Source organism: Streptomyces sp. SID3343, from assembly GCF_009865215.1.
Classification (GTDB): domain Bacteria; phylum Actinomycetota; class Actinomycetes; order Streptomycetales; family Streptomycetaceae; genus Embleya.
In genome coordinates, this window is sequence record NZ_WWJX01000913.1 from 1 (window position 1) to 14,540 (window position 14,540).

The 14,540-nt window shown below is 70.0% G+C and carries 10 protein-coding genes and 1 pseudogene; 4 read left to right on the plus strand and 7 right to left on the minus strand.

Annotated elements, in window-relative coordinates; all coding sequences use genetic code 11:
• On the plus strand, window positions 1-1,847 hold a 1,847-nt coding region (locus GT354_RS28425; protein ID WP_161359234.1), incomplete at its 5' end, for a dynamin family protein.
• A 28-nt stretch (window positions 1,848-1,875) separates the two neighbouring features.
• Window positions 1,876-3,849, plus strand: coding sequence for a dynamin family protein (locus tag GT354_RS28430; protein ID WP_161359235.1), 1,974 nt, complete (start codon window positions 1,876-1,878; stop codon window positions 3,847-3,849).
• A 75-nt stretch (window positions 3,850-3,924) separates the two neighbouring features.
• On the opposite strand, the gene hemW is transcribed toward GT354_RS28430, so the two are convergent.
• The 3 genes from hemW to lepA all read right to left on the minus strand — a co-directional run bounded on the left by hemW (window position 3,925) and on the right by lepA (window position 9,106).
• The gene (hemW, locus tag GT354_RS28435; RefSeq protein WP_161359236.1) at window positions 3,925-5,145 is read right to left on the minus strand and encodes a radical SAM family heme chaperone HemW; all 1,221 of its coding nucleotides are present in this window, start codon (window positions 5,143-5,145) and stop codon (window positions 3,925-3,927) included.
• A gap of 67 nt (window positions 5,146-5,212) precedes the next feature.
• Window positions 5,213-7,060: an AMP-dependent synthetase/ligase gene (locus tag GT354_RS28440; protein ID WP_346012213.1), complete on the minus strand. Its 1,848-nt coding sequence runs from the start codon at window positions 7,058-7,060 to the stop codon at window positions 5,213-5,215.
• A 192-nt stretch (window positions 7,061-7,252) separates the two neighbouring features.
• Window positions 7,253-9,106 carry a translation elongation factor 4 gene (lepA, locus tag GT354_RS28445; RefSeq protein ID WP_161359238.1) on the minus strand — a complete coding sequence of 618 codons (1,854 nt, stop codon included), beginning with the start codon at window positions 9,104-9,106 and terminating at the stop codon, window positions 7,253-7,255.
• A 510-nt stretch (window positions 9,107-9,616) separates the two neighbouring features.
• Here lepA and rpsT point away from each other — a divergent pair.
• Entirely contained in the window at window positions 9,617-9,883 is a 267-nt protein-coding gene (gene rpsT, locus GT354_RS28450) for a 30S ribosomal protein S20 (protein ID WP_161359239.1), read from the plus strand.
• A 349-nt stretch (window positions 9,884-10,232) separates the two neighbouring features.
• On the opposite strand, the pseudogene GT354_RS28455 reads toward rpsT, so the two are convergent.
• The 3 genes and pseudogenes from GT354_RS28455 to GT354_RS28465 form a co-directional block, all read right to left on the minus strand.
• Window positions 10,233-10,610, minus strand: a pseudogene (locus GT354_RS28455) (hypothetical protein); the annotation flags it as partial.
• 89 nt (window positions 10,611-10,699) lie between these two features.
• Entirely contained in the window at window positions 10,700-11,677 is a 978-nt protein-coding gene (holA, locus tag GT354_RS28460; RefSeq protein WP_161359240.1) for a DNA polymerase III subunit delta, read from the minus strand.
• 107 nt (window positions 11,678-11,784) lie between these two features.
• Window positions 11,785-12,660 carry a helix-turn-helix domain-containing protein gene (locus GT354_RS28465; protein WP_346012214.1) on the minus strand — a complete coding sequence of 292 codons (876 nt, stop codon included), beginning with the start codon at window positions 12,658-12,660 and terminating at the stop codon, window positions 11,785-11,787.
• 49 nt (window positions 12,661-12,709) lie between these two features.
• On the opposite strand from GT354_RS28465, the gene GT354_RS28470 reads away from it, so the two are divergent.
• A complete protein-coding gene (locus tag GT354_RS28470) occupies window positions 12,710-13,252 on the plus strand; it encodes a DUF2000 domain-containing protein (protein ID WP_161359242.1) in 543 nt (180 codons plus the stop codon).
• Window positions 13,253-13,406: 154 nt separating this feature from the next.
• Here GT354_RS28470 and GT354_RS28475 read toward each other — a convergent pair whose 3' ends face one another.
• The gene (locus GT354_RS28475; protein WP_161359243.1) at window positions 13,407-13,847 is read right to left on the minus strand and encodes a VOC family protein; all 441 of its coding nucleotides are present in this window, start codon (window positions 13,845-13,847) and stop codon (window positions 13,407-13,409) included.
• Window positions 13,848-14,540 lie beyond the last annotated feature (693 nt).

A 14,540-nucleotide genomic window follows, 5' to 3' on the forward strand; every position in this document is an offset into this window, starting at 1 on the left:
GGCCGCCCGTCGCGGCGGCGCGCCCCGAGCCGCCGCAGCGCGCGGCCGGCTCGGTCACCAGCCTGATCAAGCAGGCGCCCTCGGCGACCGCGCTCGGTCGGCGGATCACCGACGCGCACACGATCGCCGCCGAGTTCGGCCTCGACGCGATCGCCGGCGAACTGGACCGCCTGCGCACGCGGATGCGGCGACCGGGCTTTCGGGTCGCGGTGGTCGGCGAGTTCGGGCGCGGGAAGTCGTCGTTGATCAACCGCATCCTGCGCTCCCCCGTGGTTCCCGAGGGCCGGCACACCCCGGTCCCGCTCGTGATCGCGTCGGGGCCCGAGGCCCGGCTGGAGCTCCAGTTCTCCGACGGCCGGGCCGAACCGCGTCCGGCGGTGTCCGCCACGTGGGACGAGGTCAAGGAACTGAGCGAGCGTCAGGATCCGGACGCGGCAAGCCTGGTGGGGGTGCGGGTGTCGGTCGCCGAGCCCGAGTTCGCGGGCCTGGACCTGGAGATCGTGGACACCCCCGGAATCAACGCCGGGCGTGGCAAGGGCAGTGCGGCCGAGGAGAGCGACCGCCGGACCGAGGACCTGGTCCGCCGGACGGTCGCGGCGAGCGACGCGGTGCTGATGGTCGTGTCGGCGAGCGCGCCGCTGGGGCTGTCCGAGACCGCGTTCCTGGAAGAGGAAGTGATCGCCCGGCACGTCCCGCGGATCACCGTCGTGGTGTCCAAGCTGGACACGGTGGACGAGGACGAGCGCGAGGACATCGTCGACTACCTGGGTGGCCGGGTGCGCCGCATCTCGCCCACCCTCGAAGTACTCGCCGGTCCGCACCGCGAGGACGCCGCACCGGTGGCGGGCGTGTACGAGCAGTTGCGCCGGTACACCGCCTCGGGCGGCCGGCGCAGCATGCGCTCGCGCCAGACGGCGGGCCAACTCCTGTCGCTGCTGGACGAGATGGCCCAGGTCGGCAAGGACGGGCTCGCCGCCGCGTCGCTCGACCGGGTCGAACGGCTGCGCACCGCAGAGGAGTCGGAGGTGGAGATCGACCGGATGGCCGCCGAGTGGGGCAAGGTCAGGGTCGAACTCCAGCAGCGCCGCACCGGAACCGCGGAGAAGTTCCGCGAACACCTGCACTCGTCGCGCGGCGACCTGTTGGAGACGCTGCGCTACGAACTGGAGCGCTCCCCCGATTCCCGGACCTGGTGGGAACGCGACCTGCCGTATCGACTGCGCCGCGAACTCACCGCCCTGGCCAAGAAGTTCGAGTCCCAGCTGCATTCCAGTGTGCAGAGCGACGTGGCATGGCTCGACGCCAAGATGAAGGCGCACTTCGGCCGCGGCACGCGCTACCGGATGGAGAAGGTCGAGCAGCTGTCGACCGACTTCGAACTGGGCGAGGCGGAATCGCTCGGCCTCAAGGACCTCAAGAGCCGCAAGCTCGCGTGGCGGATCGGCCCGACCGGCGTGGCCGTGCTCGGCATGCTGCTGATCCCGCTCACCGGCGGCGCGTCCGCGCTGCCGATGGGCGCCGGGATGGCGGCCTCGGCCGGTGGCATGGTGCTGGGCGAGGTCAAGTCGGGCTCGCTCACCGACCAACAGCGCGCGCAGGCGTCCAAGGCGTTGGAACCGACCGTCGAGGAGGTCCTCGGCGGCTTCGCCGAGGAGGTGTCGGCGCGGCTGCACACGCTGTACGGCGGGGTGATGGACGAGGCCGTGCGCGGCCAGAAGGCGTGGCGCGACGATCGACGCACCGCGCTGGCCAAGGTCGGCACCGATGGGCCCGCATGGCAGGATCTGCTCACGCGCAGCGAGCAGCTCGGGGTCCAGGTGAACAGCATGCTGGGGTCCGGGGCCTGATCGGCCGTCGAGAAGGGGAGCGTCCAGGGTGGACAAGGGTCACGGGGCAGCCGATGGGGCCTACGCGGGATACGGCGCGTGGCGGGCACGGCAGGAGACTCTGGTCGGCCTGATCGACCGGCTCACCCCGATCGTGGCCGGCCTGCGCATCGGTGCGGGCGTCAAGAAGCTGGACTCCCTGAAACACCGCGCGGCGTCCGAGTCGTTCAAGGTGATGATCGTCGGCGAGTTCAAGCGCGGCAAGAGCACGGTGATCAACTCGATGCTCGGCGAGAAGGTGCTGCCCTCGTTCGCGCGTCCGTGTACGGCGATCATCAACGAGGTGACGTGGGGCGACACCCGCTCCGCGCTCATCTATCCGTTGGAACCGGACGGTACGCCGGGCGATCCGATCGAGGTGGGCGTCGAGGAGATCGCCGACTACGTCACGATCGGCGCCGACGACGACAACACCCCGAACCCGTACGAACGGGCAGTCGTGCGCTGGCCGTTGGAGCTGTGCCGCAACGGCGTGGTGGTGGTCGACTCGCCCGGGCTCAACGAGGCCCCGGAGCGCGAGAAGGTCACCTTGAACTACCTCGAACAGGCCGACGTGCTCGTGTTCGTGGTGGACTGCCAGGCCGCGATGTCGCGCAGCGAACAGCTGTTCCTCGACGTGCACGTCAAGGCCCGCGGGCACGAGGACGTGTTCTACGTCGGCAACAAGATCAACCTGGTCGAGGAGGAGGAACGCGAGGACGTCCAGCGGGAGATCCGCAAGCGCCTGACGCCCTACCTCTCCCGGCCCGACCGGGTCTTCTTCGTCAACGCCAGGGCGGCCCTGAACGGCCGACAAAAGGGCGACCGGGAACTGCTCGCCGGTTCCGGGATGCCCGAACTGGAGCGCGGTTTGGAGGACTTCCTCACCCGCGAGCGCGGCCGGGCGAAGATCCTGTCCCCCGCGCGGGAGTTGAAGTACCTGCTGATCGAGGCCCGCGAGCAGATCGACCGCAAGGAGGCCCTGCTCACCCAGGACGTCGAGGAACTGCGCTCCACCTACGAGCGGGTCCAGGGTCCGCTGACCCGCCTGGAGCAGAACCGCCGGGTGATCGTCGCGCAGATGGAGGAACATCTGCGCGAGACCCGGGGCGAGGTGGAGAGCGCGACCCGGCGCTTCATGGACAAGGTCGCGGCGAACATCCCCGGCTGGGCGCAGGAGTACGACCCCGGCAACACGATCGGCGCCAACCCGTTCAACGCGCGCGAGAAGATGGAGGCGGCGGTCAAGGAGATCACCGACCACCTGTCCGGGCGGGTCCAGATCGCGTTCGCGCAATGGCAGGAGAACGAGCTCAAGCCCCTCGTCGCGCGGCGCGTGGAGGACATGGAGCGGATGATCGACGACGACGTGAAGCAGTTCGTCACGCGCATCGACGAGATCCGCGCGTCGCTCACGTCGGGCCCGCCGCTCAAGGACGACGACGGCAAGCCGTCCACGCCGATCGAGCGGCTGCTCGCCGACGCGGTGAGCTTCGTGCTCGATCCGGCGACGGCGGTCTCCGGCGGCCGGTTCAACCTGCGCTCGATGCTCACCGCGCTGCTCCCGCAGATCGCGATCGGCACCGCCGCGTTCCTGGTCGGCCTGGGCCCGTTCGTGATTTTGGGCGCGGTGTTGGGCTCGACCGTGTTCAAGGGCGCCCTGCAACTGAACAAGGCCAATCGACGGCTCAAGGAACAGGTCGCCGAACAGGTCCAGTCGGAGTTGCGCAAGCAGACCGACACCGATGTGACCAACCTGGGCGAAGAGGTCGTCAAGCAACTGCGCAAGATGCGCGACGCGATCGCCCAGGGCCTGGACTCGGAGATCAAGTCCATCCGCGACGAGGTGGGCGCGGCCCTGCGCACCAAGGAACAGGGCGAGTCCGACGCGAAGCGCGAGGGCGCGGAGATGCGGCGCTACGCCCAGGAACTCAACCGGGTCGACGAGTCCTTGGCCGACCTGATCATGGACGTGGCGATGTAGCGGACCGGCGCGGTAGCGCTGTAGCGGCGTGTGTCCGGCGGCCGGGGCCGGTTTCGAACGCCGGACCGGCCGCACTCAGTCGACCAGGTCACGGACGACCGCGTCGGCGAGCAGCCGACCCCGCAGGGTCAGGATCGCGCGGTCGGCGGTCGGCGGTTCGAGCAGGCCGTCGGCCACGGCCTCCCGCGCTGCCTTTCGGCCCTGCTCCGTCAGGATGTCGAGCGGGACCCCGTCGCGAAGCCGCAGTTCGAGCAGGATGCGCTCGACGCGGCGGTCCTCCGACGTGAGGATCTCGCGGGCCTGGGCCGGGGAGGCGCCCGCCGCGAGGCGCTGCGCGAAGGCCGCCGGGTGGCGCACGTTCCACCAGCGGACGCCGCCGACGTGGCTGTGCGCGCCGGGTCCCGCGCCCCACCAGTCGGCGCCGGTCCAGTACAGCTCGTTGTGCCGGCAGCGGGCGGGCCCGTCCGCGGCCCAGTTGGAGACCTCGTACCAGCCGAGCCCGGCGGCCGTGAACGCCTCGTCGGCCATCAGGTAGCGGTCCGCGAGCACGTCGTCGTCCGGCATCGGCAGTTCGCCGCGACGGACGCGGCCGGCCAGGCGCGTACCGTCCTCGACGATCAGCGCGTATGCGGAGACGTGGTCGGGCCGCGCGGACAGCACCGCGTCGAGCGAGGCCCGCCAGTCGTCGTCGGACTCGCCCGGGGTGCCGTAGATCAGGTCGAGGTTGACGTGCTCGAACCCGGCCGCGCGCGCGTCGGCGACGCACTGTTCGGGCCGACCGGGCGTGTGCCTGCGGTCGAGGACCCGCAGGACGTGTTGCCGGGCGCTTTGCATGCCGAAGGACAGCCGGTTGAAGCCGCCCGCGAGGAGGGTTCGGAGGTAGGCCGGGTCGACCGATTCGGGGTTCGCCTCGGTGGTGACCTCCGCGCCGGCCGCGAGGCCGAATTCGTCCCGGATCGCGCCCAGGATCCGGGCCAGGTCGGCCGCGGGCAGCAGGGTGGGCGTACCGCCGCCGAAGAACACGGTCTCGACCGGCCGGTCCACCTCGCCCAGCACCCGGCGGGCCAGGCGGATCTCGGCGATCGCGTCGTCGGCATACGAACCCTGCGAGGCCGAGCCCCCCAACTCGGTCGCGGTGTACGTGTTGAAGTCGCAGTAGCCACAGCGCGACGCGCAGTAGGGCACGTGCACGTAGAAGCCGAAGGGGCGGTTCGCGCCGGTGAACTCGTCCAGCGCGGACGCGGGCAGCGAACCGTCTTCGGGCACGGGGAGACCGTCGGGGGGTGCGGAGGGCATCCTCCTATTGTCCACGAGGGCCGGCTTCGCCGGTTTCCGCTCGGTTCGCAGGCCGGCCCGGCTTCGCTCAGGTCACCAGCGTCCCCTTGTACATGTCGTCCAGGACCGTCGCGTACTCCCGCTCGACCACGCGCCGCTTGACCTTGAGGCTGGGGGTCAGTTCGCCGTGCTCGACGGTGAGGTCGCGCGGCAGGACGGCGAACTTCTTCACCGTCTGCCAGCGTTGCAGGCCCTCGTTGAGCCGGTCGACGTACTCTCCGACGAGGGCGTGGACCGCGTCGCTCGCCACCAGTTCCTCGTAGGACTTGTCCTTGAGTGCCGGCTTGTCGGCGGCCCACCCGGCGAGGGCGTCGGCGTCCACCGTGATCAGCGCCGAGCAGAAGTTGCGGCTCTCGCCGTGCACCAGGATGTTGGCGACGTAGGGACACAGGCCCTTGAAGCGGCCCTCGATCTCGCTCGGTGCGACGTACTTGCCGCCCGAGGTCTTGATCAGGTCCTTCTTGCGGTCGGTGATCCGCAGGAATCCGTCCCGGATCTCGGCGATGTCGCCGGTGCGCAACCAACCGTCCTCGGTGAACACCTCGGCGGTCGCGGCGGGATCGTTGTGATAGCCCTGCATGACCCCCGGGCCGCGCAGCAGCAGCTCGCCGTCGTCGGCGATCCGCAGCTGCGAGCCGGGCAGCGCCAGGCCCACCGAGCCGATCCGGTGATGGTCGTAGCGGTTGACCGAGCTGCCCGCGCTCGCCTCGGTCAGGCCGTACCCCTCCAGGATCGGAATGCCGATCGCGTCGAAGAACTCGGCGACGTCGGGCGACAGCGCGGCGCTCCCGGAGATACATCCCCTGAGCCGGCCGCCGAACAGGTCGCGCAGCTTGGCGAAGACGAGCCGGTCGGCGACCTTGTACTTCGCGCTCTGCAGCGCGGAGGGGGTACGCCCGGCCTGCCGGGTCCGGGAGACGTCGCGGCCGACGGTGATCGCCCACTCGAAGATCCGGTACTTCAGGCCGCCCTCGGCCCGCATCCGCACGTGGACCGAGTTGTAGACCTTCTCGAACACTCGCGGCGCGGCGGCCATGAAGGTCGGCCGGACGATCGGCAGGTTGGTGATCAGCTTGGGAATCCGACCGTCCACGGCCGTCGGGTAACCGATCCGGATCTGGCCGGACACCATCACCTTGCCGTAGCAGTGCGCGAGCGGCAGCCACAGATACTGAAGCTCTTCCTCGTGCGTCAGGTCCATCGCGGCCTGCGCGGCGGCCTGATACGCCCACGTGTCGTGCGCGAGCCGAACACCCTTGGGCCGGCCGGTCGTTCCCGACGTGTAGATCAGCGTCGCGAGCTGGTCGCGGCGGATCGCGGCGACCCTGGTCTCGATCAGGTCGGGCTCGTCGGCGAGCCGGGCCCGGCCGAGCTTTTCCAGGTCGGCGAGGCCGATCACCCAGTCGCCGTCCGCGGTGCCGTCGAACGTGACCACCGTGCGGACGTCGCCGAGCCGGGCCCGCTCGTCGCGCAGCTTGGCGATCTGCTCGTCGTCGGCGGCGAAGACCACGACGCTGCCGGAGTCGGCCAGGATGTAGGCGGCCTCGTCGGCGTTGGTGGTCGGATACACGGTGGTCGTGGCGGCGCCGGCGCACATGATGCCCAAATCGGCGAGCAGCCATTCGATCCGGGTCTCGGACGCGATGGCGACCCGGTCCTCGGGCTCGACGCCCAGGGCCACGAGGCCGGCGGCCACCGCCTTGGCCCGGTCACCGGTCTGCCCCCACGTGAGCGAGTGCCACTCCTCCCGGTCGCCGTCGCCCACCGCGACCGGGTGGCGATACGCCTCCCGGTCGGGGGTCGCGCGCACTCGCTCCAGGAAGTCCACCGCGATGGACGGCGGACGATTGTCGACGGCAGCGGTTTCTGAACTCACTGCGACCTCCGGATACCGGTATCGGCGGGCGGCGAGAGTGCGAATCGCGTTCGCGAGCACAAAAAAACGTTGCGGGTGCATCGTTTCTGCCCGATGCACCCGCAACGTACGCCGCCGGAGGGCTACGTGGTAGTAGCTTCGGCCGAATGTCCCACCGAAACCGCTGTTTCGGCCCTCGTCACCTGCCGTGGCTCACTTCTTGCCGCCGCTGTCGTCGGTGGAGAGCGCGGCGATGAACGCCTCCTGCGGCACCTCCACACGGCCGACCATCTTCATCCGCTTCTTGCCTTCCTTCTGCTTTTCGAGCAGCTTGCGCTTGCGGCTGATGTCGCCGCCGTAGCACTTGGCAAGCACGTCCTTGCGGATCGCGCGGATGTTCTCGCGGGCGATCACGCGCGCGCCCACGGCTGCCTGGATCGGCACCTCGAACTGCTGACGCGGAATCAGCTCGCGCAGTTTCTTGGTCATCTCGACGCCGTAGTTGTACGCCTTGTCCTTGTGCACGATCGCGCTGAACGCGTCGACGGCCTCGCCCTGGAGCAGGATGTCGACCTTGACCAGCGCCGATTCCTGCTCGCCCGTGGTCTCGTAGTCGAGCGACGCGTAGCCGCGCGTCTTGGACTTGAGCGCGTCGAAGAAGTCGAACACGATCTCCGCGAGCGGGAGCGTGTAGCGCAGTTCGACCCGGTCCTCGGAGAGGTAGTCCATGCCGAGCTGAACACCGCGCCGCGTCTGGCACAGCTCCATGATCGTGCCGATGTAGTCGCTCGGGGCCAGGATGGTGGCCCGCACGACCGGCTCGTGCACCTCGGCGATCTTGCCGCCGGGGAACTCGCTCGGGTTGGTCACGATGTGCTCGCTGCCGTCTTCCATGACGACGCGGTACACCACGCTCGGCGCGGTCGAGATCAGTTCGAGGTTGAACTCGCGCTCCAGGCGCTCGCGGACGATCTCCAGGTGCAACAGACCCAGGAAGCCGCAGCGGAAGCCGAAGCCCAGCGCGACCGACGTCTCCGGCTCGTACACGAGCGCGGCGTCGTTGAGCTGGAGCTTGTCGAGCGCGTCGCGCAGCTCGGGGTAGTCCGAGCCGTCGAGCGGATACAGACCCGAGAACACCATCGGCTTCGGGTCCTTGTAGCCACCGAGGGCCTCGGTCGCGCCGTGGTGCAACGAGGTGATCGTGTCACCGACGCGGGACTGCCGAACGTCCTTGACGCCCGTGATGATGTAACCGACCTCGCCGACGCCCAGCCCGTCGGAGGGCTTGGCCTCGGGCGAGATGACGCCGATCTCCAGGAGCTCGTGGGTCACCCCCGTCGACATCATCTGGATCCGCTCGCGCTTCTTCAGGTCGCCGTCGATCACGCGGACGTAGGTGACCACGCCGCGATACGAGTCGTAGACCGAGTCGAAGATCATCGCGCGGGCGGGCGCGTCCGCGTCGCCGACGGGCGGCGGGACGAGCCGTACGCACTCGTCGAGCAGTTCGGCGACGCCCTCGCCGGTCTTGCCGGAGACCTTGAGCACGTCCTCGGGCTCGCACCCGATGATGTGCGCGAGCTCGGCGGCGTACTTCTCGGGCTGCGCGGCGGGCAGGTCGATCTTGTTCAACACCGGGATGATCTGGAGGTCGTTCTCCAGCGCCAGGTACAGGTTGGCCAGCGTCTGCGCCTCGATGCCCTGCGCCGCGTCGACCAGCAGCACGGTGCCTTCGCACGCCGCGAGCGAACGGGACACCTCGTACGTGAAGTCCACGTGGCCGGGGGTGTCGATCATGTTGAGGATGTGGGTGCGGCCGTCGGGGGCCGTCCACGGGAGCCGCACCGCCTGCGACTTGATGGTGATGCCGCGCTCACGCTCGATGTCCATGCGGTCGAGGTACTGGGCGCGCATCTGCCGCTGGTCGACCACACCGGTGAGCTGGAGCATCCGGTCGGCAAGGGTCGACTTGCCGTGGTCGATGTGGGCGATGATGCAGAAGTTCCGGATCAGCGCCGGGTCGGTACGGCTGGGCTCCGGCACGTTCACTGGCGGGGTCGCGGGCACGCGGGCTTCCAGATTCTCGATCGGGGTGGACGGGGCGAGGGGCTTGCGGTGGGGTGACGCCGGGGTTGCACTGGGGTTGCACTGGGCTTGCGGTGGAGCTGTGAGTGGCACGTGGGATCGATGTGAGATCACCGGTGTTCTCCATATCGTCCCATGCGACGCGGGTGGACCGTGTTGGCGGAGGCGACGGGTTCCTCGGCGGGGCCTTCGCGGGTGTGGGGTGGGTTGGGCGTCCGGTCGGTTTCGCGGCGCGGCCCGGGGGGTGACGGGGGTGCCAGGCGGGTGCTGGGCGGGCGCCGGGTGGGTGCCGGGTGGGGGGCTCGGAGCGGCGCTCGACGGGTTTCGAGGGGCACTCGGGGGGTCGGAAGGACAGCCGTGTCTTGTCCGCCCCCGGATGGCTGGTAATCTGATGGATCGCGTGTGGCGTACGTGTCTCTGCCACGCAAGTCAACGTCCGGACGGGCCCTCTCCCTGGATCGGATCCCGACCTAGAACTCAGAAGGCTCTTTCGTGGCGAACATCAAGTCCCAGATCAAGCGCAACAAGACGAACGAGATCGCTCGTCAGCGCAACAAGGCCGTCAAGTCGGAGCTCAAGACCTTCGTGCGCAAGGCGCGCGAAGCGGCCGAGGCCGGCAACGTCGAGCAGGCCGAGGCGCTCACCCGCCTCGCGGCCCGCAAGCTCGACAAGGCCGTCAGCAAGGGTGTCATCCACAAGAACCAGGCCGCCAACAAGAAGTCGGCCCTGGCGAAGCGCGTCGCGACGGCGAAGGTCTGAGCCGCGACACCTGCTTCGTGACGCCTGAGCGCTTGCGCTCGCGCTCGTAGCGACTTCGAAAACGCCGTTCCCGGACTGCCGGGGGCGGCGTTTTCGGGTTTCGTCGGCGCGCTTTGGGTTCGGCTGCGCAAGCCGTAGGCGTTCTTCGGCCTCGGGCCGTCTTCGCCGGTCTCCGACGCCGCCGCGAACCGCTCGCCGCCGCCGTTGCGCCGGCCGGCGAGCGGGTCGGCTGGAGGCTGGGCTTCGCGCATGACGCTCGGCTTCGAGGCTTACGGGCCCCGGCCATCGGGACTACGGGGCGGGTTGCAGCCGGGCGGTGATGCCGAGTCTGCGAGTGGTGGTCTCGATGTCACCGGACTTGTCCACCGGTGGGGATCGGGCCGGAGTCGGAGTCGAGGTCGAGTCGGTACACGATCGACGCGTGGGTCGGCGGACAGCCGAACTCGTCGTTGACGGCCCGCATCGGCCCGTTGGCGTCGGCGGTGTCGGTCAGCAGGCCCGCCAGGTCGGGGTGTCGGGTGACGGCCCACCGGATCGACTCGGCCTTCATCCGCCTGGCCAGGTCGTGGCCGCGGTGCTCGGGCAGCACGCCGGTGCCGTAGTGCTGCGCGTCACCTTTGCCGTCTCCCGGCACGACCGGTTCGCTGAACCCGACGATCGTGCCGTTCGCCTCGTCCACGACGGCAACGGTATGCAGCAACTCGCCACGTGCTGCGACGGCCTCGGCCGGCTTTGACCCGTCCGACCTGCGGGCGTCCATTCGAGCCGCGTGCTCACCTGGGGGGCTCGCGGAGCGCCGCCGCGCGCTGCCTGTGTTCAGAGGTTGCGGGCTGCGGCTACGGTCACCACGGCCTTTTCGAGGGCGTAGGCGGGGTCCGTACCGCCGCCTTTGACGGCGGCGTCGGCGTCGGCGACCGCGCACAGGGCCCGGGCGATGCTGTCGGGGGTCCAGCCGCGGAGCTGTTGGCGGACGCGGTCCACCTTCCAGGGGGGCATGCCGAGGTCGCGGGCCAAGTCGGCCGGGCGCGCGCCGCGGGGAGCCGCGCCGACGCGGGCGATCTGGCGGACGCTCTGGGCGAGCGCGCTGGTGACCAGGACCGGGGCCACGCCCACCGACAGGGCCCAGCGCAGTTGCTCCAGCGCGTCGGCGGTGCGGCCCTCGACCGCCTTGTCCGCGACGGTGAAACTGGTCGCCTCGGCGACGCCGCTGTAGTAGCGGGCGACCGTCTCCTCGTCGATCACGCCGTCGGTGTCCGCGATCAACTGGCTGCACGCGGAGGCGAGTTCGCGCAAGTCGTTGCCGATCGCCTCGACCAGCGTGCGGGAGGCGTCCTCGGTGAGCGAGCGGCCCGCGATCCGGAACTCGGACCGCACGAACGCGATCCGGTCACCGGGCTTGGTGACCTTGGCACACGAGACCTCGCGCACGCCGGCCTTGCGGACGGCGTCGAGGAGGTTCTTGCCCTTGGGGCCGCCGAGATGCGCCAGGACGAGCACGATCTCTTCGGGAGGGTCGGCGATCAGCTTCTTGATCTCGCTGGCCAGGTCCGTGCCGAGATCTTGGGCGGCGCGGATGACGATCACCTTGCGCTCACCGAACAACGACGGGCTCGCGAGTTCGGACAGCATCCCTGGCTGGAGCGCCCCCGGAGCCAGGTCGCGAATGTCGGCGTCGGGATCTTGGCCGCGAACGGCACCGACCACCTCCGCCACCGCGCGGTCGACGAGGAGTTCTTCGGGGCCGACGGCGAGCGTTACCGGGGCTAGCGGGTCGTCCTGCGATTTTCTGGCCATCACGCCAAGCATCCCATGCGGGGCCGACACCTCGAACGTTCGCCGCTTCGCGGGCCGCCCGGGGAGTGCCTTGCGTCACGGCCGGCACTCGGTCTCGACATGTGGGGTCAGTCGCTGCGTATGTCGGCGGCAGTGGTCGGCGCGCCTGGTCGCGTGATTCTCGTTCTCGTTCGTCCGAGGGTCCCGGTGCGGGCGTACCGGCCCGGGGTGATGCCCACGAATCGCTTGAAATGCCGGGTCAGGTGGGACTGGTCGTAAAAGCCTGCGGCGGTCGCCACGTGGCTTGCCGGCTGCCCGTCGAGCAGCAGCCGTCGGGCCAGGTCGACGCGGCGGGACATCACGTACTGGTGCGGGGCGATGCCGAAGGCACCGCTGAAGGCCCGGACGAGATGGCTGGGGTGGGCGTGGACGAGGCGCGCGGCCTCGTCCAGGGCGATGCCTTCGAGGAGTCGCTCGTCGAGAAGGTCGCGCAGGTGCTGGGCGATACCGCGGCCGGGCCGGGTGTCGCCGAGGGCCGGCCGGGGGTGCGGATGGCGCAGGTGGTCACGCAGGTGATCGCCGATGAGAGCCAGGCGGCTTTCGGCTTCGAATTCGTCGCCCCGGTGCGCGAGCGCAGTGTGCAGTTGCGCGACGCGAGTGCGCAGGAGGGGCTCGGTGAGGTCCGGGCCGTCCACCGCGGGACCGATGTAGCTCGCGTCCAGCTGCGTCATGTCGAGGTAGACCACGCGCTTGCGAAAGCCGTGGGACGTGGCGGGTGAGCCGTTGTGTGGGACTTGGGGCGGGAGCAGGCTCACGGTGTCGCTCGGGGTGCCGCGCTCGTGACGGTCCAGGTCGTAGCGGACCGCGCCGTCGTCGACGATCAGCAAGGTCCACGCGTCGTGGACGTGCATGGGGTACGCGTGCGTGGTGAAGCGGGCGTGAAAAACCTCTACGACCCCCGCGACCGGAGGGCGCCAAGCACGGATCTCCTGGCGGGGCATCACGCAAACAACGTACAAGACGGAAAAGACGTGCGTCGGGGAGTCTCGACGCATGGGAACCAAGGATGAGACCGAGAGTGCAGTAGGGGTCGGCATCGATGACGGGGCCGGTGGCAGCGGCGACGGGGCAGGTGTCGGCGCGGGAGTGGGGGCGGCGGCCGAGACGACGGGTGAGAACGCGCCGGTTCGATTCGACACCAAGATCGCCGTCCTGCTGCGGGACGACCTTGAGCAGTGGCAACGGTTGAACGTGTGCGCGTTCCTGGTCGGCGGGCTCGGTACGGCGTCGCCCGAGGTGGTCGGCGAGCCGTACGCGGATGCCGACGGCACCGAGTATCTGCCGATGTTTCGCCAGCCCGTGCTGATCTTCGAGGGCTCGAAGGAGAGGCTGACCGCCGCGCACGGTCGCGCGGTGTCCCGCGGGTTGCGGGAGGCTGTGTTCACCTCGGATCTCTTCGGCACGGGCAACGACCGGGACAACCGCGCGGCGGTATCGGCCGTGGGCGGGGACGGTCTGGACCTGGTGGGAATCGCCGTCTACGGGCCGCGCAATGCGGTGGACAAGGTCTTCAAGGGCACGCATATGCATCCCTGAGGGCGGGGGCCTTGGGCGGTGGCTGCGGTGGGGTTGGGGTTGGGTTGGGTTGGGTCGGGAGTCCATTCCCACCCGAACCACCCGTGGCGTTCGGGGTGTTCGGGGTGTTCGCTGTGGGATTCGGGCCGCTGGTGGGCGATGTCCGTCCTCTGGATCACTCTCGTGCCGGGGGTCGGGCGGTCCAGCCGGCGGCTGCGTCGTTCGGTAGCCGGTCTTGCGGGTGGCGGACCAGGCAGAAGGGGTGCCCGGCCGGGTCCGCGTAGACGCGCCAGCTGCGATCGTGGGGGCCGATGTCCAGTGCCGTCGCGCCTGCGGCCAGTACTTCTTGCTGAGCTTGGTCCAGGTCCGCGACGCCCAAGTCCAGGTGGAATTGCTGGGGTCGGGCGGGGTCCGGCCACTGTGGCCGCTGGTGGTTCGTCACGCGCTGAAAGGCGAGCACCAGACCGGACGGCACGTGGAGCGTTGCCCAGTCGTCGTCGAGCGACCATCGCCCATCGGGCTGATCGACGACGCCGCCGAGCAACGACCGGTAGAACTCGGACAGTCGCGCCGGGTCGTCACAGTCCAACACCACACACTGCAGATCGGCGATCACGACCGGACTCTAGCCAAGTCGCGCGCTCGGTTCACGCACCGGCGCCTTGGTCGCGTGGCCTCCGCGTCGGTGCGGCGAACCGCTCGCCGCCGCGTGGCCGTTGCGCGGGCCCTGCCCTGTGGGTCGCGATGGTGAGGGGGCTCCGGTTGCCATCGGCTCCTTCACAGCCGGTGGCAACCAGTGGAGGAATCGTCGTCGGCCGCCTTGCTCCGGGCACACGCGAACCCAGGTCCCAACCGGGCTTGGGTCTCGGCCGCAGGCGGCTGGAGAGGGACCCCGCGTCGGCGTCGCTCGGGTCGATCTTCGGATGGCTGCGTAACTCGGCCGTAGGTGAAGGGCCGGCGCTTTCGGGCTGCGTCGGTCCCGAGTCGATCCCGGTTCGGGGATATCGCGTTCGGCGACGCGGGCGGGGACCGAACGCCGGAGCCGCCCGAGCCGTGGATTACCGGGCCAAGGATCGACGAGCCGATGGAGTGCGGGGGCGGGGGTGTGGCCTTGCGTGGGCGGCGGGTCCGCGGTGGAGGGGGCTGGGCTCCGGATCTTTCCTCGGCTCGAAGTGGGTGGTATTCGGGTTTCGGGGCTGCCTTCGGGGCTGCCGGCTGAGGGCGGGCTTGGTCGTGTGCCGGGCTTGGGCTTGGTTGTCGGGGGCGGGCCCGGGCCCGGTCGTCGGGGGCGGGCCCGGGCTTGGACTTG